24 protein-coding genes and 1 tRNA gene are annotated in these 23,286 nt (G+C 58.2%); 13 read left to right on the forward strand and 12 right to left on the reverse strand.

The genetic code is table 11. The annotated features are described in order from the left end of the window. The first annotated feature begins 120 nt into the window (after positions 1–120). From argS to ACR0AZ_RS03710, 6 genes are all read left to right on the forward strand, one after another. A complete protein-coding gene (gene argS, locus ACR0AZ_RS03685; RefSeq protein WP_480666797.1) occupies positions 121–1,866 on the forward strand; it encodes an arginine--tRNA ligase in 1,746 nt (581 codons plus the stop codon). A gap of 88 nt (positions 1,867–1,954) precedes the next feature. Continuing rightward, positions 1,955–2,998 (forward strand): SPOR domain-containing protein, encoded by a 1,044-nt coding sequence (locus tag ACR0AZ_RS03690; protein WP_480469548.1) that lies wholly within the window; start codon positions 1,955–1,957, stop codon positions 2,996–2,998. Next, positions 2,995–4,002, forward strand: a complete 1,008-nt coding sequence (nagZ, locus tag ACR0AZ_RS03695; protein WP_480666798.1) for a beta-N-acetylhexosaminidase — start codon at positions 2,995–2,997, stop codon at positions 4,000–4,002. Before ACR0AZ_RS03690 ends, nagZ begins: the two co-directional genes overlap by 4 nt. Further along, positions 3,992–4,786, forward strand: a complete 795-nt coding sequence (locus tag ACR0AZ_RS03700) for a segregation and condensation protein A (protein WP_480666799.1) — start codon at positions 3,992–3,994, stop codon at positions 4,784–4,786. The genes nagZ and ACR0AZ_RS03700 overlap by 11 nt, the downstream gene beginning before the upstream one ends. Then, entirely contained in the window at positions 4,779–5,429 is a 651-nt protein-coding gene (gene scpB / locus ACR0AZ_RS03705; protein WP_480469550.1) for an SMC-Scp complex subunit ScpB, read from the forward strand. The genes ACR0AZ_RS03700 and scpB overlap by 8 nt, the downstream gene beginning before the upstream one ends. Before the next feature lie 65 nt (positions 5,430–5,494). After that, positions 5,495–5,734 carry a hypothetical protein gene (locus ACR0AZ_RS03710; protein ID WP_480469551.1) on the forward strand — a complete coding sequence of 80 codons (240 nt, stop codon included), beginning with the start codon at positions 5,495–5,497 and terminating at the stop codon, positions 5,732–5,734. Positions 5,735–5,737: 3 nt separating this feature from the next. On the opposite strand, the gene ACR0AZ_RS03715 is transcribed toward ACR0AZ_RS03710, so the two are convergent. The 8 genes from ACR0AZ_RS03715 to ACR0AZ_RS03750 all read right to left on the reverse strand — a co-directional run bounded on the left by ACR0AZ_RS03715 (position 5,738) and on the right by ACR0AZ_RS03750 (position 11,079). After that, entirely contained in the window at positions 5,738–6,817 is a 1,080-nt protein-coding gene (locus tag ACR0AZ_RS03715; protein WP_480657410.1) for a 2'-deoxycytidine 5'-triphosphate deaminase, read from the reverse strand. 61 nt (positions 6,818–6,878) lie between these two features. Beyond that, positions 6,879–6,955: transfer RNA gene (locus ACR0AZ_RS03720), tRNA-Pro, on the reverse strand. 61 nt (positions 6,956–7,016) lie between these two features. Further along, positions 7,017–7,607 carry a MerR family transcriptional regulator gene (locus ACR0AZ_RS03725; RefSeq protein WP_480666800.1) on the reverse strand — a complete coding sequence of 197 codons (591 nt, stop codon included), beginning with the start codon at positions 7,605–7,607 and terminating at the stop codon, positions 7,017–7,019. A gap of 18 nt (positions 7,608–7,625) precedes the next feature. Next, on the reverse strand, positions 7,626–7,928 hold the full coding sequence (ihfA, locus tag ACR0AZ_RS03730) for an integration host factor subunit alpha (protein WP_008755922.1): 303 nt from the start codon (positions 7,926–7,928) through the stop codon (positions 7,626–7,628). A gap of 96 nt (positions 7,929–8,024) precedes the next feature. Continuing rightward, on the reverse strand, positions 8,025–8,996 hold the full coding sequence (locus ACR0AZ_RS03735) for a beta-ketoacyl-ACP synthase III (protein ID WP_480469554.1): 972 nt from the start codon (positions 8,994–8,996) through the stop codon (positions 8,025–8,027). A gap of 24 nt (positions 8,997–9,020) precedes the next feature. Further along, positions 9,021–10,106 (reverse strand): phosphate acyltransferase PlsX, encoded by a 1,086-nt coding sequence (gene plsX / locus ACR0AZ_RS03740; protein WP_480469555.1) that lies wholly within the window; start codon positions 10,104–10,106, stop codon positions 9,021–9,023. Between the two features lie 24 nt (positions 10,107–10,130). Beyond that, positions 10,131–10,337, reverse strand: a complete 207-nt coding sequence (gene rpmF, locus ACR0AZ_RS03745) for a 50S ribosomal protein L32 (protein WP_008756996.1) — start codon at positions 10,335–10,337, stop codon at positions 10,131–10,133. A 205-nt stretch (positions 10,338–10,542) separates the two neighbouring features. After that, a complete protein-coding gene (locus ACR0AZ_RS03750; protein WP_480469556.1) occupies positions 10,543–11,079 on the reverse strand; it encodes a YceD family protein in 537 nt (178 codons plus the stop codon). Between the two features lie 85 nt (positions 11,080–11,164). On the opposite strand from ACR0AZ_RS03750, the gene ACR0AZ_RS03755 reads away from it, so the two are divergent. The 3 genes from ACR0AZ_RS03755 to ACR0AZ_RS03765 all read left to right on the forward strand — a co-directional run bounded on the left by ACR0AZ_RS03755 (position 11,165) and on the right by ACR0AZ_RS03765 (position 14,350). Continuing rightward, entirely contained in the window at positions 11,165–11,641 is a 477-nt protein-coding gene (locus ACR0AZ_RS03755) for an outer membrane protein assembly factor BamE (RefSeq protein WP_480469557.1), read from the forward strand. A gap of 97 nt (positions 11,642–11,738) precedes the next feature. Further along, positions 11,739–12,473, forward strand: a complete 735-nt coding sequence (locus ACR0AZ_RS03760) for a GNAT family N-acetyltransferase (RefSeq protein ID WP_480469558.1) — start codon at positions 11,739–11,741, stop codon at positions 12,471–12,473. A 68-nt stretch (positions 12,474–12,541) separates the two neighbouring features. Next, positions 12,542–14,350 carry an ABC-F family ATP-binding cassette domain-containing protein gene (locus ACR0AZ_RS03765; protein ID WP_480469559.1) on the forward strand — a complete coding sequence of 603 codons (1,809 nt, stop codon included), beginning with the start codon at positions 12,542–12,544 and terminating at the stop codon, positions 14,348–14,350. Positions 14,351–14,426: 76 nt separating this feature from the next. Here ACR0AZ_RS03765 and ACR0AZ_RS03770 read toward each other — a convergent pair whose 3' ends face one another. Then, on the reverse strand, positions 14,427–14,981 hold the full coding sequence (locus ACR0AZ_RS03770) for a sugar O-acetyltransferase (protein WP_480469560.1): 555 nt from the start codon (positions 14,979–14,981) through the stop codon (positions 14,427–14,429). A 10-nt stretch (positions 14,982–14,991) separates the two neighbouring features. After that, complete coding sequence (locus ACR0AZ_RS03775) at positions 14,992–15,747, reverse strand: 3-hydroxyacyl-CoA dehydrogenase (RefSeq protein WP_480469561.1); 756 nt, start codon at positions 15,745–15,747, stop codon at positions 14,992–14,994. 169 nt (positions 15,748–15,916) lie between these two features. Between ACR0AZ_RS03775 and ACR0AZ_RS03780 the strand changes: the two genes are divergently transcribed. After that, positions 15,917–16,654, forward strand: coding sequence for a hypothetical protein (locus tag ACR0AZ_RS03780; protein WP_480666801.1), 738 nt, complete (start codon positions 15,917–15,919; stop codon positions 16,652–16,654). 99 nt (positions 16,655–16,753) lie between these two features. Here the strand turns inward: ACR0AZ_RS03780 and tyrS are convergent, their stop codons facing one another. Together tyrS and ACR0AZ_RS03790 are read right to left on the reverse strand one after the other, a co-directional pair. Next, positions 16,754–18,007 carry a tyrosine--tRNA ligase gene (gene tyrS, locus ACR0AZ_RS03785; protein WP_480657419.1) on the reverse strand — a complete coding sequence of 418 codons (1,254 nt, stop codon included), beginning with the start codon at positions 18,005–18,007 and terminating at the stop codon, positions 16,754–16,756. A 562-nt stretch (positions 18,008–18,569) separates the two neighbouring features. Next, entirely contained in the window at positions 18,570–20,135 is a 1,566-nt protein-coding gene (locus ACR0AZ_RS03790; RefSeq protein ID WP_480666802.1) for a carbamoyltransferase C-terminal domain-containing protein, read from the reverse strand. A gap of 396 nt (positions 20,136–20,531) precedes the next feature. Here ACR0AZ_RS03790 and ACR0AZ_RS03795 point away from each other — a divergent pair, with 396 nt between their 5' ends. The 3 genes from ACR0AZ_RS03795 (at position 20,532) to ACR0AZ_RS03805 (ending at position 23,029) form a co-directional block, all read left to right on the forward strand. Then, complete coding sequence (locus tag ACR0AZ_RS03795) at positions 20,532–20,942, forward strand: SxtJ family membrane protein (RefSeq protein WP_480657422.1); 411 nt, start codon at positions 20,532–20,534, stop codon at positions 20,940–20,942. A 19-nt stretch (positions 20,943–20,961) separates the two neighbouring features. Beyond that, entirely contained in the window at positions 20,962–21,111 is a 150-nt protein-coding gene (locus tag ACR0AZ_RS03800) for a DUF5989 family protein (RefSeq protein WP_480469566.1), read from the forward strand. Between the two features lie 70 nt (positions 21,112–21,181). Further along, a complete protein-coding gene (locus ACR0AZ_RS03805; protein WP_480666803.1) occupies positions 21,182–23,029 on the forward strand; it encodes a carbamoyltransferase family protein in 1,848 nt (615 codons plus the stop codon). Positions 23,030–23,286: the final 257 nt, after the last annotated feature.

Below are 23,286 nucleotides of genomic sequence, written 5' to 3' on the forward strand. Positions count from 1 at the left end.
CCGGTCAGCTTTTTTTCGACCTTAGCCCTGTTCGCGGCTAATCCAAGCTCAAACTTTAGGCGTCCATTGACCTTGGCGGTTTGCGTGGTAAACCCCGCGACAAGCAAAAGGACATCCGAAATGAACCTGTTTTCCGAGATCCGCGGCCTTGTACTGGACGCGCTGGCGCAGATGCAATCCGAAGGTGCGCTGCCAGAGGGGTTGAGCTTTGACAACGTGGCGGTCGAACCGCCGCGCGATGCCGCGCATGGAGACATGGCGACCAACGCGGCCATGGTGCTGGCAAAACCGGCGAAGATGAAGCCGCGCGACATTGCTGACGTACTGGCCGGAAAGCTGGCGGCAGATGAACGGGTCACCAGTGCTGAGGTGGCAGGGCCGGGCTTCCTGAACCTGCGTCTTGTGCCGTCGGTTTGGCAGGGCGTTCTGGCGGCGGTGCTTGAGACGGGCACGGACTATGGCCGCTCAACCATGGGGCATGGGCAGAAGGTGAATGTCGAGTACGTCTCGGCCAACCCGACCGGTCCGCTGCATGTGGGCCATACGCGGGGCGCGGTGTTCGGTGACGCTCTGGCAAGTTTGCTGGCCTATTCCGGCCATGACGTGACACGTGAATACTACATCAACGATGGCGGCGCGCAGGTCGATGTGTTGGCGCGCTCAGCCTATGAACGGTATCGCGAAGCCAACGGGCTGAGCCCCGAGATTGCCGAGGGGCTATATCCCGGCGATTACCTGATCCCGATCGGTGAGGCGCTGAAGGAGAAATACGGCGACAGCCTGATCGACAAGCCGGAAAGCGAATGGCTGGAAGAGCTGCGCAACTTTGCCACCGACGCAATGATGGACCTGATCCGCGCCGACCTGAAGGCGCTGGGTGTTGAGATGGATGTGTTCTTCTCAGAGAAATCACTCTATGGCACGGGCCGGATTGAGGCTGCACTGCAGTCGCTGACCGATAAGGGCCTGATCTATGAAGGCGTGCTGGAGCCTCCCAAAGGCAAGAAACCCGAAGATTGGGAACCGCGCGAGCAAACTCTGTTCAAATCGACCGAGCATGGCGATGATGTCGACCGCCCGGTCAAGAAATCGGACGGCAGCTGGACCTATTTTGCACCGGATATCGCTTATCACTACGACAAGGTAAGCCGTGGCTATGACGCTCTGATCGACGTATTTGGCGCGGATCACGGAGGCTATGTGAAGCGGATGAAAGCTGCTGTGTCGGCGCTATCAGATGGCAAGGTGCCGCTGGATATCAAGCTGACTCAGTTGGTGAAGCTGTGGAAGAACGGCGAGCCCTTCAAGATGTCCAAACGCGCCGGGAACTTTGTTACGCTGCGCGATGTGGTCGATCAGGTCGGGCCTGATGTGACCCGTTTTGTGATGCTGACTCGCAAGAACGACGCGCCGCTGGATTTCGATTTCGATAAGGTGCTGGAACAGAGCCGAGAGAACCCGGTGTTCTACGTGCAATACGCCCATGCCCGGGTCATGAGTGTCCTTCGCCGTGCCGCTGAGGCCGGGATTGCCACCGATGACGCAACCCTTTCCGGGGCTGATCTGGGCAAGATTGACCACGCAACTGAGCTGACCGTTGCCAAGAAGCTGGCAGAATGGCCACGTCTGGTTGAAATCGCTGCGCGCACCAATGAACCGCACCGGGTTGCTTTCTATCTATATGAATTGGCAGGAGATTTTCACGCGCTGTGGAACAAGGGCAACGACGAAACCCAGCTTCGCTTTATTCAGGATGGCGATGTTGCCACAAGCCAGTCGAAAATCGCATTGGCGCGCGCTGTTTCTGTTGTGATTTCAGCGGGCTTGGGTATTCTTGGCGTTACCCCGGCGCAGGAGATGCGGTAAACAATATCGCCCGAACCGCCGGTCTGAGGTAGGCAAGAAATGACCCGCGCGCCACTTTTTAAGGCGCGAAACGGGCGGTGAGGCGGATATGGCACGTTACGATTACTCGGGGCAGGCAAGCCCCGAGCAGATGCATTACTCGAATCAAACGCATCCTGAAGATGCGTATGGCTATCCCGACGAAAGCTATGGCTATGACGAGGCCCCGCGCGCAGGCGCAGGGTTGGGTCGCATTGTCAATGTGCTTGGGGCGGTTGCGTCTCTGGCACTGGTCGCAGGCGTTGGCGTCTGGGGTTATCAATTGATCATGCGCGACGTCAGCGGCGTGCCGGTTGTGCGGGCTGCCGAAGGGCCCATGCGCGTGCAGCCCGAGAACCCGGGTGGCACGCCTGCCGATCATCAGGGTCTGGCTGTGAACGCTGTGGCCGCAGTTGGAACTGCAGCCCCCCCGGCGGATCGCCTGATCCTTGCCCCGCGCCCTGTGTCGTTGACCGACGAAGACACGCCTATGGCTGCGCTTGAGGCGACAAACGCCGTGCAAGTGATCGAAGAACCCGCCACCGATCAAGCCGTCGTGAATGCACTGGTCGAAGGGCTTGCCGCCGAAACCCAGCCTGAGCAGGGTGAAGAGCAGGGCGTGCAACTCGCCGCGCTAGTCACGCCAGAAGAAGAGCCCGCAATTGATCCGGTTGATTACGCCGCACAACAGCCTGACCCGGCGATTGCTGCGCTGCCGGGCGTGCGCCGGTCGCTGCGCCCGCAGGTGCGTCCGGCCCGCGCTACGCCCAGTTCCATCACGTCTAACAGCGCCACCGAGGCGGCGATCAACGCGGCCGTAAAGGCTGCCGTTGGTCAGGATGTGGACCCCGACACGTTGGCCAAAGGGACACGGCTGGCGCAGCTTGGTGCCTATGAAAGCGCTGATGTAGCCCAGGCCGAATGGGCGCGATTGAATGGTCGCTTTGGCGAGTATATGGATGGAAAGCAGCGCGTTATCCAGAAAACCTCAAGTGGTGGACGCACCTTCTATCGCCTGCGTGTCATGGGGTTTGATGATCTGAGCGACTCGCGTCAGTTTTGTGCCGCCTTGGTCGCGCAGGGCGCCGATTGTATTCCGGTCGCCGTTCGTTGAAGTTCGGAGCAGTCATCACCGATGCCCATGGGCTGCGCCTGACGGCAGACGAGAAAGCCCTGTTCAAAGAAATGAACCCGTTCGGGTTCATTTTGTTTGCCCGCAACATTGAAACCGCCGACCAGACTCGCGCCCTGTGCGACGATTTCCGCGAGGCCGTTGGCCGAAATTGTCTGATCACCGTGGATCAGGAGGGGGGCCGCGTGCAGCGCCTGCGCGCACCTTTGGCCCGTGAATGGATGCCTCCGCTGGACCATGTCGCGCGTGCCGGGGATCAGGCTGAGCGTGCGATGTATCTGCGCTATCGCCTGATTGCGGATGAACTGCTGGCTCTGGGCATCGACAGCAACTGTGCACCGATGGTCGATCTGGCCCGCGACGATACCCATGCATTCCTGAAGAATCGTTGCTATGCTTCTGATCCAGAACAGGTTTCTGCGATAGGATGGGCCGTTGCGAACGGCCATCTGGATGGTGGTGTGCTGCCGATTGTGAAGCACATGCCTGGCCATGGCTTATCAACGCTCGATAGCCATCACGACCTGCCGCATGTGGATCTTTCGCTGGATGCGCTGGAAGAGGCCGATTTTGCCCCGTTCAGAGCGCTCAATGATCTGCCGATGGGGATGACGGCGCATCTGGTTTATGACCAGATTGACCCTCGGCCTGCGACGATCTCGGCTGGAATGATGACGCTGATCAGGGAGCGGATCGGTTTCGACGGTCTGATCATGACCGACGATATCACGATGAAGGCTTTGCAGGGCACGCCCGCTGATTTGGCCCGTCAGGCGCTGGACGCCGGATGCGATGTGGCCTTGCACTGCAACGGGGCCTTTGAAGAACGTGCTAAGGTGCTCGAAGCCGCTGGTGAGATGTCGGATGCGGCACAAGCCCGCGCAGATCGGGCGTTGGCCCAGCGGCAACCGCCACAGGAACTTGACATCCAAGCCGCCGAGGCGGAACTATCTGCCCTAATGGGCGGGCAGGTATATGCAGGATAACCTTTTCAGCGAAGACCCGGTCTCGGTCGCGGATCGGCTTGCAGCCGAAGCGCTGATTGTTGACGTTGATGGGTTTGAAGGCCCGTTGGATGTGCTGCTGACCCTGTCGCGGACGCAAAAGGTGGATCTGCGCAAGATCTCGGTTCTGGCGCTGGCGCAGCAATATCTGACATTCGTCGAAAAGGCACGGCAACTGCGGATCGAACTGGCCGCCGACTATCTGGTCATGGCTGCGTGGCTGGCCTTTCTCAAATCCCGTTTGCTGTTGCCCCCTGATCCGGATGATGAAGGGCCGTCGGGTGAGGAACTGGCCGCGCACCTCGCGTTCCAGTTGGAACGCCTGCAGGCCATGCGTGATGCCGCCGCACGGCTGATGGCGCGTGATCAGCTGGGTCGCGATTTCTTCAAGCGCGGGCAGGGCGAGGATGTCACCCGCATCCGCACCGTGACCTACTCCGCCACGCTGCTGGACCTGATGCAGGGCTATGCGCGTATCCGCACTCGTGACGAATTCCGTCCCTTCGTCATGGACCGTGATGCCGTCTTTACGATGGAACAAGCGCTGGAGCGGATGCGGCCCTTGATTGGCTTTGCCGGTGCTTGGACGGACATGGAGACCTATCTGCCCGAAGGCTGGGATGCCGACCCGGTGCGCCGCCGTTCGGCTACCGCTGCGACCTTTGCAGCCTCGCTGGAGCTGGTGAAAGAAGGACATATGGAGATCAAGCAAAGCGAAACCTTTGCCCCGATCCAACTGCGTAAGAGGACCGAAACACGTGACTGACGCACCCGAAGAAACAGGTACGCTGTTCGAAGCACCTCCGCTGGCTGAACAAGAGCGGATGGTCGAAGCTGTGCTGTTCGCAAGCGCCGAGCCGGTGACGATTGGTGATCTTGAAGCGCGGATGCCTCATGGCAGCAATGCCGCGCAAGCCGTTGAATCGCTTCAGAAGCGCTATGAAGGGCGTGGTGTGCGTGTCGTACGAGTGGGCGAGGCTTGGGCGATCCGTACCGCACCCGATCTGGGCTTTCTAATGCAGAAGGAAACAGTTGAGACCCGCAAGCTGAGCCGGGCCGCAATCGAAACGCTGGCGATCGTCGCCTATCACCAGCCCTGCACGCGGGCCGAGATCGAGGAAATCCGCGGTGTTTCCGTCTCGCGTGGCACCATCGATCAGCTTCTTGAAATGGAGTGGATCAGGCTAGGTCGACGCCGCATGACGCCGGGTCGTCCGGTGACCTTTGTGGTGACGCCCGAGTTTCTGGATCATTTCGGCTTGGAGAATGCCCGCGACCTGCCGGGCCTGAAAGAGCTGCGCGCCGCAGGGTTGCTGGAAAACCGGCCTCCGCCCGGCACCGTGCCTCTGGGCGAGGGGCAGGAAGCAGACGAGGACGAAGATCAGACAGAGCTGTTCGAGGAAGAGTGATCGGACAGCCCTTTTGTTGCCGCAGAACGTGCCTATTTTAGAGTGCAGGAAACGGAGTTGAGCCAATGAATGCCAATCGGATCATCGACATGATCGTGCGCCAAGTGACCCGTCGCCTTGTGAACCATGGGGTCAACAAGGGGATCGATCTGGCAAGCCGAGTGGGACGCAAACCGGATCAGTCAGAGACCCCGGGCAACCCGGAAGCTGACCGCCAGATGCACGACACCGCCGCGCGCCAGAAACAGAACGCCAATCAGATGAAGCAGATGACCCGCCAGATGCGCAGGTTCATGAAGTTCTGAGGATCAACCAACAGCCTTGAAATGCTTGGACAATTTCAGGCCCTGACCCTGATAGTTCGAAGCAATGCCTGCGCCATATAGCTGCGTCGGCATCTCAGCCATCTTCTCATAAACCAGCCGCCCAACGACCTGTCCGTGCTCAAGCACAAAGGGCGCCTCATGGCAGCGTACTTCCAGCACACCACGTGATCCGGCACCACCCGCTTCGGCATGACCGAAACCCGGGTCGAAGAACCCGGCGTAATGCACACGGAACTCACCCACCATGGCCAGATATGGGGCCATTTCTGCGGCGTACATTGGTGGGATATGCACCGCCTCGCGGCTGACGAGGATGTAGAACGCACCGGGGTCAAGGATGATGCGCCCGTCCTTGGTGCGCACCTCCTCCCAATATTCCTGCGGGTCGTATTCGCCGATCCGGTCCAGATCGATCACCCCGGTATGGGGTTTGGCGCGATAACCGACCAGATCGGTGTCGGGCAGCCGCAGATCGACCGAGAACCCCAGGCCGTCCTGAATGACGGCTGGCCCGTCGACCAACGGCGTCTGTCCATGCAACGCGGTCAGTTCGGCGTCGCTCAGAACAGCCTGACCCTTGCGGAAACGGATCTGATTCAGCCGCATGCCGGGGCGCACCAGCACCGAAAAAGAGCGCGGACAGATCTCTGCATAAAGCGGGCCGGTATAACCTGCGGGCACCCGGTCAAACTCGGTGCCGCCATCGGTGATGGTGCGGGTCAACAGGTCCAGCCGCCCGGTCGAGCTTTTGGCGTTGGCCACGGCGCTGACATCGCCGGGCAGCGCAAGCGCTTCCATCAGGGGCACCAGATAAACGCAGCCTTTTTCCAGAACCGCGCCGTCGGTGATGTCGATGCGATGCATCTCGAACTCAGCCAGACGATCTGCAACGGTCCGCCCTTCGCCTGCCAGGAACGAGGCGCGCACCCGGTAAGCTACTGTTCCCAAACGCAGATCAAGGCTGGCCGGCTGCACTTGGGCCGGGATGACATCCGGGTTCGCAGTGATCTCACCACGCGCGATCATCGCTTCCAGCTGCTGGTTTGGGCAAACACCTGTCATCTCGATCCCCCCTGATGCCAGAGCGGGATCCGGCCTATGTGCCATAAACGTCGGTGTGATTTGGTCGGGCTAGCAGGACTCGAACCTGCGACCTTCCGTCCCCCAGACGGACGCGCTACCAGGCTGCGCCATAGCCCGACGTTGAGGTGTTCATAAAGACTTTCCCGGCAGGGGCAAGAGGAAATCATCGCCTTTTTTGCTATCCCGCCGCGTGGTGTTCAACGCGATCCAGCCAGCTGCGCAGATCCTTTGCGATCGGCGCAATTTGCTTCAGCAGCTCGTCGTCATAGTCGCCTCGATTCCACGCCAGCGAAGCAATACCCCCCATCAACGGAGCCGCATCGACCTCATCAGGCTGTTGTGGCTGTTCCACGGCTGCCGGGGCCGGGGGCTTTGTGGCGGCGGGCTGGACAGGCTCACCCAGATCCAAGTTGATCTGATCCGCTGGCTCTGCCGCCGGTTTTGCGGTGAAGGGCACAACCGTGCTTTCGGGCGCAGGCTCTGGCGCGGTTTCGTCGAGCGCGGGAGACAAAGACGCCACATGTGCCACACCTTGTTCGCGCAGGATGCGCTGAACGCCTTTGATGGTGATCCCATCTTCATGGAGCAGTTTCTTGATGCCACCCAGCAGGCGCATATCATTGGGGCGGTAGTATCGCCGCCCTCCGGCTCGTTTGACGGGCTTGACCTGCGTGAACTTGCTTTCCCAGAATCGCAGCACATGAGCCTGAACTCCGAGCCAATCCGCAACTTCACTGATCGTGCGAAATGCGTCGGGGGACTTACTCATAACACAGACGTCCTGAACTTACTTGCGATTCCCGGCTGCGACGCGATCCTTCATCAGGTGCGACGGGCGGAAGGTCAGCACGCGGCGCGGCTGGATAGGAACTTCTTCACCGGTTTTGGGGTTGCGGCCAATGCGGGCGGTTTTGTCCCGAACGCTGAACGTGCCAAAAGACGAAATCTTCACTTGCTCGCCACGCACCAGCGCGTCGGACATGTGGTTCAGTACGCTTTCGACCAACTGCGCGCTTTCGTTGCGTGACAGGCCTACCTCACGGAAGACGGCCTCGCTCAGATCCATTCGGGTTAGTGTTTTGTCGCCCATACTTTTTCCCCTGTTGATGGGGAAGCATATGGCGATGCGAAATTCGCTGTCAATATCAATGAATTGCGGGCGGCTCTGTAAGCCGGATTGTGCCGGTTACCAGCGTAGGGCGACCGCGCCCCAGGCCAAACCGCCACCGATGGCTTCAGTCACGATCAGATCGCCCTGTTTGATCTGTCCACGCTGCTTGCCAACGGACAGTGCCAGGGGAATCGATGCTGCCGAGGTGTTGCCGTGGTCCTGAACCGTGACGACGACATGATCCATCGGCAGGCCCATTTTCTTGGCGGTGCCCTGAATGATGCGGATATTGGCCTGATGCGGCACGATCCAGTCCACATCGTTGCTGGTCAGGCCCGCACGTTCCAGCGCGACCTCGGCTGTTCTGGCCAGTTTCTCGACGGCGTGACGGAAAACCTGATTGCCTTGCATGCGCAGATGCCCGGTGGATTGGGTCGAGACCCCGCCATCGACATAAAGCAGATCCTTGTAACGCCCGTCCGAATTCAGATCGGTCGCCAGAATGCCACGATCATCAGGCGTGCCATTGCCTTCCTGTTCTTCCAGCACCAATGCACCTGCGCCATCGCCGAACAAGACGCAGGTCGAACGATCGGTCCAGTCCATGATTCGCGAAAAGGTCTCGGCCCCGATCACCAGCACTCGCTTGGCCTGACCAGACAGGATCAGAGCATTGGCATTGCTCAGTGCGAATACAAAACCGGCGCAGACGGCTTGCACGTCAAACGCAAAGCCGTTGGTCATGCCCAACCGGGCCTGAACCATTGTCGCTGCAGACGGAAAGGTCAGATCGGCGGTTGAGGTTGCCAGAACGATGGCGTCAATGTCTTCAGCAGTCAGCCCGGCATCAGCCAGCGCGGCCTCGGCCGCTTTGGTGGCCAGATCGGAAGTGGTTTCATCATCGGCTGCGAAATGTCGCCGCTCGATACCGGATCGGCTGCGAATCCACTCATCCGTCGTATCCAGTGTTTGCTCGAACTCAGCGTTTGGCACAACGCGCTCCGGCAAATAATGTCCGACACCTACAACAACTGAGCGGCCTGCCATGCTGGGGTACTGCCTTTTTTGTTATTATTCCGATTGAGACACGGAATGGGCCGCATCTTGTGCAAGTGCGGCTGTTGATGCAACCCGTGCCGCCAATTTTTCGGAGAAGCCGGATTCAGCCAGCGTAAACGCCAGTTTGACCGCTGCTGAAACGCCTGTCGCGTCTGCTCCACCATGAGATTTAATGACGGTTCCGTTCAGGCCAAGGAAAACGCCCCCATTCACGCGACGGGGGTCGATCCGCTTTTTCAGACGGTTGAGCGACGTGATCGCAAGGATCGAGGCCAGCCTGGACAGGGGGGAATACTTGAACGCCTGCCGCAGAAGATCTCCGATCAGGTTGGCAGTGCCTTCGCCGGTTTTGATCGCGACATTGCCTGTGAACCCGTCCGTCACGATCACATCGGCCTTGTCGCCGGGGATATCACTGCCTTCGACAAAGCCCACGAACTCAAAATTCGCCTGTTCGGCAAAATCCGAGATCATCGCATGCGCTTCTTTCAGCTCGGCCCGGCCTTTGTGTTCTTCGGTTCCGACATTCAGCAGACCAATGCGGGGGCGGCTGAGCGCCATACCGTTGCGCGCGTAGGAGGCTCCCATCAGCGCATATTGCAGCAGGTCCTTGGCGTCAGCCCGCACATCCGCGCCTACGTCCAACATCACGTTGAATCCTTGCGGATTGCGTGAGGGCCACAGGATCGCGATGGCAGGGCGGTTCACGCCGGGCAGCTTGCGCAGCCGCAGCATCGACATCGCCATCAATGCGCCGGTGTTGCCGCAGGATACCGCGCCATGCGCTTCACCTGCGCGCACCGCCTCAAGCGCGGACCACATTGAGGTGTTCTTGCCGCTGCGCACAACCTGGCTGGGTTTGTCCTCCATCGTAACCACGTCGGGGCAATCACGAAAAACGACGCGCCCATCAAGGACACGCCGTTTGGAAACCAGCTTGCGCAATTCCTGTTCCTGACCGTGCAGGATGAACCCGATCTTCGGGTTCTTGTCCGCAGATTTGGCAATACCCGCCACAACGACGGCAGGGCCCGAATCTCCGCCCATAGCGTCAACCGAGATGATGATCCGTCCGGTTTGCGAGGGCTGATCCGTCATGCCTTAGCCTGCGTCCAATCAGGCTTAGGCCGCGTCTTCGTCCAGGTCGATTTCGTCGGCCTGAGCGACGACTTCGCGATCGTCATAGTGGCCGCAAGAGGCACAAACGTGGTGCGGGCGCTTCAGCTCGCCGCAGTTCGGGCATTCGTTCGGGTTTGCAGCAACCAGAGCGTCGTGTGCGCGGCGGTTGTTGCGACGCGACTTGGAAACTTTGTTCTGTTGGACGGCCATGGTCTCAACCTTTGTCTGATAAGGGCTGACAGATTCGCCGTCAGCCGGGTTACGTACTTTGTTTTCTCGTGGTTTGACGCGCGTTTAAGGGGCTTGCCCCGCAATGTCCAACCCAAATTCCAATGAGCGCGCGAAAATACTGCGATTCTCGTCATGTTCAAGCGGTTTTTCTGAAGGCCTGCTATGACAGGAAAACACCCCCCTGTCACTCGTCTTTTTTTAGCGCATCCCGCAGCCCCGCCAGACCGGCAAAGGGTTTGACATCCTCATCCGTCAGGGCCTGTTTGCCCGGTTCGGTATAGTCGGATTGGCCCAGTTCAGCGCCGTCTTTGCGCGGGTATTGGGGCAGGGCCAGCGACAGGGCCTCAACCATGATCAAGGCAGGATCGATCTCGGGGCCAAGCGGTTCAGATTCATCATCTTCGGGGATTTCGAACTCTGGCTCGTCCGGATCGGTCCAGTTGGCCAAAAAGATGCGACTCACCGGGACATCTATGCGCGTGGTCACAGGTTCCAGCGTCACGACGCAGGGCTGGATCACCGTCGCGCCCAGCTTTCCGGTAAGCGCCCAGTCACGTTTACCCTGCGCATGCAGCTCTCCCACAAAGCTGAGTTTGCGCAATCCCAGCAGGCCAAGCTCCAGTTTGATCGCCTCAAGTGCCTCGCCGGCCGGGCGTAAATCAAACGGTGTCGGAGCGTTTTGCGGCAGGCCCGCGACGCGCAAAGATGTCTGGTTGCTCATTCGTGAGGTTTTCCTGTGTTGAACCGGGACTGCGGTTTGATGTAATCGGATAGGGTCCGCAAGGGGCCAAGGCAAGAGGGTGTGCATGTTGAAGGGTGTGAACAGGTTGAAACCAGCGTCGAAAACGCTTGTCTTTGCGGCCTGTCTGGCAGTCGCAGGCGCATGTACGCCGATCTTTAAGAATCACGGCTATGTGCCGCCGCCAGAAGATCTGGCCAAGATCAAGGTCGGCGTCGATACGCGTGAAACTGTGGAAGAGGCCGTTGGCGCACCCAGTTCCGCAGGTGTGGTACGGGATTCGGGTTACTATTATGTTGCCTCGCGCATCCGTACGTCCGGGCTCAGACGGCCCAAGGTCGTATCGCGCGAGCTGGTCGCGATCAGTTTTGATCAGCGCGGCGTTGTGCGCAACATCGAACGGTTTGGGCTTGATGATGGATATGTCATCGTCCTCGACCGCCGTGTGACCGATTCCAACATCGAGGACAAAGGATTCCTGCGCCAGTTGCTTGGCAATATCGGCAACTTCAACCCGGCGAATATCCCAGGGGTCTCCAACTAAGTCGCTCAACACGCTTGCAGGTTCACGGGACAGTCACACATACTGTGCTAGGGACCAGACAGATGCGAACCGGTCTGCAACCGCGGAGGGTGCGACGATGGCTGATTTGTTGAACAGGGGCCGCTATCGCGCTCGTCTGGCTCAGACCGGGCGCGATATAGCAGCTGCGCAAGCCCTGCGCACGCTGGCGTTTGGCACGCTCCAGACGGATCATGACGCGTATGACGCCCGATGTGCGCATGTTCTGATTGAAGATATGCAAGCAGATTGTTATCTGGTCTGCTGTTTTCGAATGCTGACGATGCAGGATGGTTCCGAGATCGGGCAGAGCTACTCGGCGCAATTCTATGATTTGTCAGCGTTAAATGATTTTACCAGTCCCATGGTTGAGATGGGCCGGTTCTGCATTCACCCCGATTGGACCGATCCCGATATCCTGCGTGTCGCATGGGGCGCGATGACGGCATATGTGGATCAGAACGGGGTTGAGATGCTGTTTGGCTGCTCGTCCTTCGCGGGGACCGAGACGGCCGAGTATCTGGATGCGTTTGCCATGCTGAAGCATCGTCATCTGGCGCCCAAGCGCTGGTTGCCGCGGGTGAAGGCACCGGATGTGTTTCGCTTTGCCGCGCGCCTGCGTCGTCGACCGAATGTGAAACAGGCGATGCTGCGGATGCCGCCTTTGCTGCGGACCTATCTGATGATGGGGGGATGGGTCAGCGACCATGCCGTGGTGGATCGGCGTATGAACACGCTGCATGTGTTTACGGGGCTTGAGATCGGAGCGATTCCCCCAGCCCGCAAACGCTTGCTGCGGGCGGTGGCCGGGTGATCCGAGTATTTCGGAAAAGGTGAAGCAGGGGCGTTGACGCGTTGCCTTGGCCGGTTTAGCTGGCGGGCATGGCGAGAATTCCTTTGTTGCAGATGTCCGGCATTTCCCTGACTTTCGGGGGCGATCCGGTGTTTTCCGAACTTGATCTGGTGGTTCAACCCGGTGACCGCGTGGCGCTGGTGGGGCGAAACGGATCCGGAAAATCGACCCTGATGAAAGTAATGGCAGGGCTGGTCGAGGCGGATCAGGGGGATATTGTGATTCCGCCCGGTAAATCCGTGGGTTACATGGAACAGGACCCGGGAATGGAAGGGTTCGCGACGCTGGGCGACTACGCCTCCAGCGGGTTGGAGCCCGGTGAGCTGTACAAGGTGGAACGCGCTGGAGAGGGCCTAAAATTCGACCCGGATCGCGCGGTCGAGACCGCCTCGGGCGGCGAGCGGCGGCGGGCGGCGTTGGCCAAGCTGATGGCCGAAGCGCCGGACCTGATGCTGCTGGACGAGCCAACCAACCATCTGGATATCGAGGCGATTGCCTGGCTGGAGCGTGAGTTGGGCGCGACGCGTGCGGCCTATGTTCTGATCTCGCACGACCGGGCGTTTCTGCGCGCACTGACACGAGCAACGCTGTGGATTGATCGGGGCGCCGTGCGGCGGCAGGAGCAGGGGTTTGAAGCCTTTGAGGGCTGGCGCGACAAGGTCTGGGAAGAGGAGGATCAGCAGCGCCACAAGCTGAACCGCCTGATCAAGTCCGAGGCGCGATGGGCCGTTGAAGGCATCAGCGCGCGACGCAAGCGCAATCAAGGCAGGGTGCGCGCCCTGCAAGCCTTACGGGCCGAGAAAGCGGCACAGATCAAGCGTCAGGGCTCGGCGGCTATGGCATTGGAATCAGGTCCTAAATCCGGTCGCAAGGTGATTGAGGCCAAGGGTGTTACCAAGGCTTTTGGCGCACAGCAGATCGTTCGGAATTTTGACCTTTTGGTGCAGCGCGGTGATCGGGTGGCCTTTGTCGGACCCAACGGTGTAGGCAAAACGACGCTGCTGAAAATGCTGCTGGGTCAGGTTGAACCGGATGAGGGCAACATCTCTCTGGGCACAAATCTTGAGATCGCGGTGTTTGATCAGACCCGTGCGCAGCTCGACCCTGAAATGACGCTGTGGGACAGCCTGACCGGTGATCCCGAGATGCGGGTTTCGGGCAAGGCCGATCAGGTGATGGTGGGTGGGCAACCCAAGCATGTGGTGGGCTATCTCAAAGAGTTTCTGTTCGATGAACGGCAGGCAAGAGCGGCTGTTAAGTCCTTGTCCGGAGGGGAAAAAGCGCGATTGCTGTTGGCCAAGCTGATGGCGAAACCGTCGAACCTTCTGGTGCTGGATGAACCGACAAACGATCTGGATGTCGAGACGCTGGATCTGCTTCAGGAATTGCTGGACGACTATGACGGCACCGTGCTGCTGGTCAGCCACGACCGGGATTTTCTGGACCGTGTCGCCACGACGACAATCGCGATGGAGGGCACCGGACGGGCAACCGTTTATGCCGGTGGCTGGTCTGACTACATCGCGCAGCGCGGTGATGTTTTTGAGAAAAAAGAAGAGAAAACAAAGACGTCGAAGCCGAAGGTGAAGCAAGAAGCCAAGCCAAAGGTAGGGCTGTCCTTCTCGGAGAAACACCGGCTTGAGAAACTGCCTGCCGAGATCGCGCGGCTTGAGGCTGAGATCGCCAAGCTTGAGGAACTGATGTCAGACCCCGAGCTGTTCACGCGTGAGCCGGTGAAGTTCCAGAAAGCCACCGATGCCCTAGTCGAGCGGCAGGAAAAGCTGTCGGCGGCCGAGGAAGAGTGGCTGATGCTGGAGGAGAAGGCCGAGGCCGGATAGTCCGTGTTGTACATCCTGAAATCGCTCAGGTGTCCGAGTTGTACAACTTTTTCTGTAAACGAGTGGAAAACAGATTCTATCCGCGCGCGGTGATCGGACGGGCCGGGTTGCCCACAACCGTTTCATCGGGTGCTACCGATTTCGTCACCACGCTGCCCGCGCCGATGATGGCGCGGTCACCGATTGAAACACCGGGCAGTATGATGGCCCCGCCGCCGATCCAGACGTTTTCCCCGATGGTGACCGGGTGGGCGATCTCAAGACCCTGCGCGCGCCGGGTCGGATCTTGGGCGTGTTCAGCGCAGTAGATCTGGACATTGGGTCCCAGCAGGGTTCCATCGCCGATCCGCACGGGGGCGGTGTCCAATATGGTGCAGCCGGCATTGAAATAGACTCGGTCACCCAGCGACAGGTTGATCCCATAGGCGCAGTGGAAGGGTGCCTCGATGAAGCAGTCCTGCCCAATCTTACCAAACAGTGCGGCCAGTTCATCTGCCATGCCGCCGCGATCATCGGGTGGGTAGGTGTTGTGGGCATGAACAGCGCGGCGCGCGGTCTGGCGCATCTGCTCTAGTTCAGGATCGAGGCAGGTGTACCACTCACCTGCCGCCATTTTCTGCCGCTCGCTCATGCCATCAGGGTTAACGCATCCGCAGGGCGCCGTCGATGCGGATGACCTCGCCGTTCAGATAGCCCATCTCGACGATGAACCCGGCCAACCGTCCATATTCGCGCGGATCGCCCAGACGGGGCGGGTTGGGGACGTCGGCGGCCAGTTGTTGCTGCACTTCTTCGGGCAGTCCGGCCAGCATCGGGGTCATGAAGATACCCGGCGCGATGGCCATGACACGGATGCCGGTCGAGGCCAGATCGCGTGCCATCGGCAGCGTCATCCCCACAATGCCACCTTTCGAGGCCGCATAGGCCGCTTGACCCTTCTGCCCGTCAAAGGCCGCGATTGATGCGGTGTTGATGATCACGCCGCGCGCGCCATCGGATTCGGGGTCGTTCTTCGCCATTTCAGCGGCGGCGAGGCGCGAGACGTTGAAACTGCCGACCAGATTGATGTCGATGGTGCGTTGAAAAGCGTTGAGAGGGTGGGGGCCGTCTTTGCCGACCGTCTTGGCCCCGATCGCGATACCGGCGCAGTTCACGGCGGCGGTGATCTTGCCCATCGACTGGACAGCCTGTTCGATGGCAGCGGCAACCGATGCCTCGTCGGTCACGTCAGTCTGCACGAAATGACCGCCGATCCCGGCAGCGACCTGCGGGCCACGCTCGGCGTCGCGGTCGAGGATTGTGATCTGTGCGCCCTGTTCGGCGAAATGGCGGGCGGTGGCCTCACCCAGGCCGGACGCGCCGCCGGTGATGACCGCTGCGGTGGTGGATAGCTGCATGGCCGGTTCCTCTCTCGGATATGAACGATTGTTCAATAACTGCAAGACCCGCACCCTGTCTACTGTTTTGAGAGTGTCGAGGTGCCAAACGATCGTTCACGCAAGGGTCGCCGTTTCGTGAATGAACAATCCGTTCCGACCACGTGTTTGACACTCAGGAGGTACCGATATGGTTATGTTAAAGAATGCGAAGCGTGCACTGGGCGCGATGGTAGCGGCTCCTGTTTTAGGGGTATTGATGGTTGGCAGCGTGGCTGCCGCGCCGGAGGTGTGCGATGGACGCACGGCGCGGGATTTGGCCAATGCCGGAGACTATGCGGGGCTGTGCGACTGTGCGCAGGTGACCCCGAGCTTTCTGAAGCGGCTTCAAAGGCGGTCGGATTTCGAAACGGTTCTGGGGGTCACGGGTGCGCAATGCCCGGGGCTGGCGGGGCTGCTGACCGATATGCCAACCGCCAGTATTTCAGCAGCAGCGACATCGCGTGGTGAGGACCGAAGCTCTGACGGCAATGGCGTTGGTGATGGCGGTGCAGGCGGCGGAGGCGCTGGCGGCGGCGCCGGAGGTGACGGTGGCGATGGTGGTGCCGGAGGTGATGGTGGCGATGGCGGTGCCGGAGGCGACGGTGGCGATGGCGGTGCCGGAGGTGATGGTGGCGACGGCGGTGCCGGAGGTGACGGTGGCGATGGCGGTGCCGGAGGTGACGGTGGTGACGGCGGCAAACCGGGTGGAAAGCCTGGCGGTAACGACGGCGCAAAGAAAAGTGGCAATGATCGCGCGGATAAAGCGCGCGCCAGAGCCGACAGGGCGCGAGCCGGTGCAAGGGCAGCGGCAGCGAATGCGAGATCCCGTGCCGACGCCGCCAGAGGCAAAGGCAAGGGTAAAGGTAAGGGCAAAGGCCGCAAGTAAGGCGAAGGCCGGGTGCCCATCAATTCGGGCAATTGCCGAAACAAAAAAGGAAACGGCCACCTCATGCAGGTGGCCGTTTTTTCTTTGTGGCAGTTGGAGTTAGCCCAATTGCACCAGTGCGTGGCGTTTCTTGCCCGCGCTCAGCTTGATCGGAGAAGACAGCGCGCCAGCGTCGATCATCAGACCGGCATCGGTCAGCGGGGTGTCGTCCAGCTTGGCGCCGTTTTCGGCGATCAGGCGCTTGGCCTCTTTGCCGGATTTCGCCAGACCCGATTTCACGATGATCTGGACGATGGACATGCCATCACCCAGCTCATCCATGCTGAGCGTGAGGGTCGGGAGATCACCGCCCACACCGCCTTTTTCGAACACTTCGCGCGCGGTGGCCTCGGCGTTCGCGGCCGCCTCGGCCCCGTGCAGCAGGGTCGTGACCTCGTTGGCGAGGCGGATCTTGGCCTCGTTGATCTCGGACCCTTGCAGCGCGCCGAGACGGTCGCATTCATCCACCGGCAATTCGGTATAGAGCTTCAGGAACCGCCCCACATCCGCATCAGTGGTGTTGCGCCAGAACTGCCAGAATTCATAAGGAGACCGCATCTCGGCGTTCAGCCAGACTGCGCCGTCCTGCGATTTGCCCATCTTCTTGCCGTCGCTGGTGGTCAGCAGGGGCGAAGTCAGACCATAGATCTCGTGATCCAGCACGCGGCGGGTCAGGTCGATGCCGTTGACGATATTGCCCCACTGGTCACTGCCGCCCATTTGCAGAACACAGCCATAGCGGCGGTTCAGCTCAAGGAAGTCATAGGCCTGCAGGATCATGTAGTTGAATTCGAGGAAGCTGAGCGATTGCTCGCGATCCAGCCGCGATTTCACGGATTCAAACGAAAGCATCCGGTTGACCGAGAAATGCCGCCCGATATCGCGCAGGAAATCGAGGTAATTCAGATCGTCCAGCCACTCGGCATTGTTCAGCATCAAGGCCTTGTTCTCGGCCTCGGTGTCGTAGTCGATATAGGCCGCAAACACCTTTTTGATGCCTGCGATGTTTTCGTCGATCTGTTCGGGGCCCAGCAGGGGGCGTTCATCGGCGCGGAACGAGGGGTCACCCACCTTGGTGGTGCCGCCGCCCATCAGAGTGATCGGCTGGTGGCCGGTTTTCTGGAACCAGCGCAGCATCATGATCTGGATCAGGCTGCCCACATGCAAGGACTTGGCCGTCGCATCAAAGCCGATATAGGCCGGTTTGCACCCACTGATCAGCGCGTCGTCAAGGCCCTGATAATCGGTGCAGTCGGCAAGAAAGCCGCGCTCGATCATCGTGGCGATGAAATCCGATTTGGGGTGGTAGGTCATGACGCTCAACAGGCCTTGTGTTCTGGCCCTCTTAGCAAGGGCTGGTGTAAATTATCGGTCAGCAAAAATCTAACTTGACCCGCTTGGCTGCACGAAGGAGCAACTTTCGTGCAACCGGGTTCTAAATCCCTATGGTTCGAGGATTTGTCAACATCGCCTCGCTTGAAAAGGTATGAGTTCCTTGAAGCTTTGCGTTGTCAAAGCTATCGGGCTGAGGCACCCCGATAGCATCGTATCATTCAACTCGCTTCGGCCCTGAGGCAGTTTCTGCGACATCCTGCAGACAGATCATCAATTGCCGATGCTCGGAAGCCTCTCAACCAGAATTTCCCCCACGACTGCGTGGCCCTGTGGCGATAGATGGCCGTCATAACGCCAATACAATTGATGCCTCTGCAAGTCGCGCTGATGAAACAATGGCAAGGCGGCCCTTCAAAAGCAGGGAGAATGGGCGCAGAAATAGGACATATGCGTTGAGGTATTTCGGAGGCACCGCGCAAAACTGCATATCACCTCAACATCGTAGCGATTTGCATTTGAACCCCTTGCAATGCACCGCTCGCTAATTGAGTCGAACATACGAAATACCGGCAACAAATGCGTCAAGGCCCGATGACCGCGCGTAGTAGTACAAGTCACTGGTCTTATTGATGAACCCGGCGTTTTTGAAGTTCAGCGAGGTGTTGCAGAGGACGCCAACACCGGAAAGCGCTTTGAACTCGGTAAGAAGATTGTAAAGCACAGGGTTCTGATCCCGATTTACAGTCTGAACGCGCGCCGAGGCGTCAACGTGACGTACCGCCTTCAAGGCCGGGTTGGTGGTATTCTGAAAATACATCATATGAGGTGATGGTCCCGACCAGTCGAAGTGCTCGGAGACATCCTCTTCAAGGCAAACCGGAGCTACCGGGGCATCGTCGGCGCGCCCTTTGATCCTGTTCAGGCGGGTTCGGTTTTCGGCCTTGAAAGCGGATGCGAAAATAGATCGGTTCCCGAGGGCACGAGGCCCAATTTCGCAACACCCCGCCGCCCAACCGACAACCTTGTCTTCATACAGGTCTGCGGCGATTTCCCGGAGGTTCAATTCGCCGACCGTAGTCTCTGGCATGTCGATACGGTCATCTACAAAGGGCTGACCACAATAGACCGACCAATCAAGCTTGGCGCATCCGCTATAATGGCGCATGGCGTCTACGGCAGTCCCAATCGAGCTGCCGGAATCGCTGGTGCAGGGCGGGACAAAGACATCGCGAAACAGACCACACTCGCGCCATCGCGTGTTCCAGTTACAGTTGAGGCCACAATCACCTGAAATCAGCAAAGGATAGCCTTTGTTCAGATGAGTCTTCGCGAACTCATAAAAAGCGTTGAAAATAGCGTCGGAATACTTTGCGGCCAGGTTCCTGAAGCGGCTCGAGTCGATGCCGATATTGTGGAAAGGCGATGATGCGAAATCGCTTTTGCTTGGAGTGAAAGACGCCTTGTCCTGATAGAGCAACTGAGCGATCAAAGTTTCGGCATCAGTGTCTTGCGCATGGGCGTCCCCGATAGCACCCGCTGCCATCAGCTTGCCCGGTGCTTTTTTGCTGAAACCGTCGTGGGCGTGCAACCGTTCAGGATCGGCCAGATCAAGCAGAAACGAATACCTGAGCCAAGGTTTCGCCATGACCTGACCAAGGTGGCGAATGTTCAAATCTGCATCAATTTCGTAGAAATCGCCAAGCGCTTCCTCCCAAACAAGCGCATAGCAAGGTTCGCCCTGTTCGAACGGAGACAATGCATAAGCGCTCCAGATATGGGATCTTTCGTGGGTTGAAGAATAGAAGTCAATTGTTCTTCCAAAGAACGTTTTTTTGCCAACCACTTCGGAACGGTTGCCGAGGCCCTGATGACCGGCACCGGTTAATGTCGCGTGGCCATTTGCCGTAGATGACCACCCGCTGAGCGCCAGGACATCCGGCAAATCCTTGAACCATGTCGCGGCGTCGATAAACGTGTCCGGATTGACCGCAGAGCTTCGGGGATAGCTGTCTTTTTCAGCCTCATATGAGAACAAAAGCTCTTTCTTGTCGGTATCAATTCCAGCGATGGTGCCATCGTGCCCGGGCTTAAAAGAAAGAACTTTCATAATAACTCACTCGCAAAAATCGTATTCCGAGCGAGCGTATTGAGGAATGTATGGTTTAATCAAGTATCGTTGATACCCAAAGGTGACAAATCCAACGATTGGTGGCAACGAATTGGCACGGCTTGTGTTGATCGAGCTTTTGCATTCAAGGCAGTAGAGGTTGCGGCCTTTGCTGTCAGAGTGTCATCGTCGCGGTGGAGGATTCTGGATCAATTTTCAAGATCGCTCGGGATTGTCGTGCCTTTGGAGACGTTGATTTCACATTCATAGATACTGTTTGCAAGAATCCACTCTGCTGTTGTACTAGAGTTCTGTGTTATTTTTTTCGAGTGCTTCATTCCAGGCTTGGATCGTTTCTATCGTCGGCCTTGACACAATTTGAAGAAAGGGTCGTACGTGTCAGACATAGCATCCCATTCAGAAGTAGAAATCGGTTCTGAACGCAGCTTCGGTCTCGTGTTTGCGGCTGTGTTCATGATCATTGCATTGTGGCCATGGGTCATTCATGGGAACCCGGTTCGACTTTGGGCTATTGCGATTGCAGCTGTGTTCCTGGCCGCTGCCTTTTTCGCGCAGCCCCTTCTGAAGCCCCTCAATAAGATCTGGTTCAAGTTCGGAATGCTGCTGAGCATGATCGTCTCACCGATCGTGATGGGCATTATTTTTTTCGTGACTGTCACGCCGATTGGCCTGATCCGTCGTCTGAAGAATCCAGATCCGTTGAAGCAGAAATTTGACGGTGATGCGGACAGCTATTGGATCGTGCGCGAAGCGTCTTCATCGGATTCTATGCGCAAGCAATTTTAGTATTTAGCGGAGTTTACCTATGTCTTTTGTCGCCGAGCTTTGGGAATTCATGAAGGTCCGAAAGAAGTTTTGGCTGTTGCCCATTCTCTTGATGATGGTGCTTTTGGGCGGTCTGATCGTTCTGACCCAGGGTTCCGCGATTGCTCCGTTCATCTATACAATCTTCTAAATCGCCTTTTGGGTGAGAAGACTGGCGGAATGGTTTACCAGACTATTAACCTTTGGAAGGGTAGAGCGTCATGACGGCGATACTTGGTGTTTCGGCTTTCTATCATGATAGCGCGGCGGCCATTCTCGTGGACGGTGAAGTTGTAGCGGCAGCGCAGGAAGAGCGATTTACGCGCAAGAAACACGATGCCGGATTTCCGCATGAGGCCATCGCCTATGTGCTTGAAGAGGCGGGAATGTCCTTGTCCGATGTCGATCATCTGGCGTTCTACGACAAGCCTTTCCTGAAGTTTGAACGTCTGCTTGAGACTTATGTCGCCAACGCACCGCGCGGCTTCAAAAGTTTCCACCTCGCGATACCGGTCTGGATCAAGGAAAAGCTCTTTCAGAAAGATCTGATGCTGAAGGAACTGAACAAGATTGAGAAGGGCACCAAAAAGACGTTTCGCAATCGTCTGCTCTTTGCCGAGCATCACATGAGCCACGCGGCCTCGGCCTTTTATCCATCGCCTTTTGAAGAGGCCGTTGTCCTGACGTTGGACGGTGTTGGCGAGTGGGCGACGACCACCGTGGCAATCGGGCGCGGTAAAGATCTGGAAATGGTGAAAGAGATACACTTTCCCCATTCGCTCGGGCTGCTTTACTCTGCCGTGACTTACTACACGGGCTTTCGGGTGAACTCGGGCGAATACAAGGTCATGGGGTTGGCTCCTTATGGCGAGCCGCGGTTCAAAGACCTGATGCTTGATAAGCTGATCGATCTGAAACCTGACGGGTCTTTTCGTTTGAACCAGGAGTACTTTAACTACGCCACTGGTCTGACCATGACCAATGAGAAATTCTCTCAGCTGTTCGGACGACCCGTTCGCAAACCTGAAGAAGATCTGCTGGACCAGTTTCACATGGATATGGCGGCGTCAGTTCAGGCGGTGACCGAAGAGATTGTCATGACGATGACTCGTAGTCTTGCCAAAGAGTACGACATCCCAAATCTCTGCATGGCGGGTGGTGTTGCCCTGAACTGCGTGGCGAACGGCAAAATCCTTCGCGATGGGGCATTCAAGGATGTCTGGATACAACCCGCTGCAGGAGATGCAGGCGGGGCGCTGGGAGCAGCCTATGCGGCCTGGCATCAGGAACTTGGACACGAACGCAAGGTTGCATCGGGTCGCGACGGCATGCGCGGCAGCTACCTGGGCCCGGTTTTCTCGCAAAGCAATATCGAGGAACGCATCGCGAAGGTCGGCGCAAACTTCACGACAGTTTCTGAAAGCGAGATGATTGAAACAACCGCGACTGCCCTTGCCGAAGGAAAAGCGGTTGGTTGGTTCAACGGCAGGATGGAGTTTGGGCCGCGCGCACTTGGTGGACGTTCCATTTTGGGTGATCCGCGCTCGGCTTCGATGCAGAAGACGCTGAACCTAAAGGTGAAATTCCGCGAGAGCTTCCGACCCTTTGCCCCCTCTGTCTTGCGCGACGACATGGCTGATTGGTTCAATTTGGACTATGACAGCCCGTACATGCTGCTTGTCGATCACGTACGAGAGGAAAAGCGGCGCGAAATGACCGAGGACGAACAGAACCTGTTCGGGATCGATAAGCTTAACGTGAAACGTTCGGAAATCCCGGCGATCACGCATGTCGATTACTCGGCGCGTATCCAAACCGTGCATGAGGATACGAACCCGCTGTATCACAAAGTCATATCTGCTTTTAAGGACAAGACCGGTTGCCCGGTTGTGGTGAATACATCTTTCAATGTCCGCGGTGAGCCGATCGTGTGCACTCCGGAAGATGCCTTCCGATGCTTCATGGGAACTGACATGGATATGCTCGTGGTTGGGAATTCGATCCTGCGCAAAGATGATCAGGATCCGGCCCTGTCAGAAGACTATAAAAACAAGTATGAGCTCGACTAAATGGGTCAAAGCCGGTGCGCCGGTCAGGAGCATTGGCAGATTCCACTGACAATCTTGCACTAGATTGCCGTTCATAAATCAATCGATTGTTGACGATGCGAAGATACCGCTAAGCGCACTATCCAAGTGTGCGGTAGGTTTTGGATATGTCGTGCCAATGGGGCTGATGTCGCGGGGCGCCGGCGACTGGGTAAACCGGATCGGGGAAAGGTGCGTTCTCAGGAAAGTTGGGGTGCTCTGAAAGACGCTCTGGTCCG

The sequence above is a fragment of the Ruegeria sp. BE3 genome, assembly GCF_056538865.1.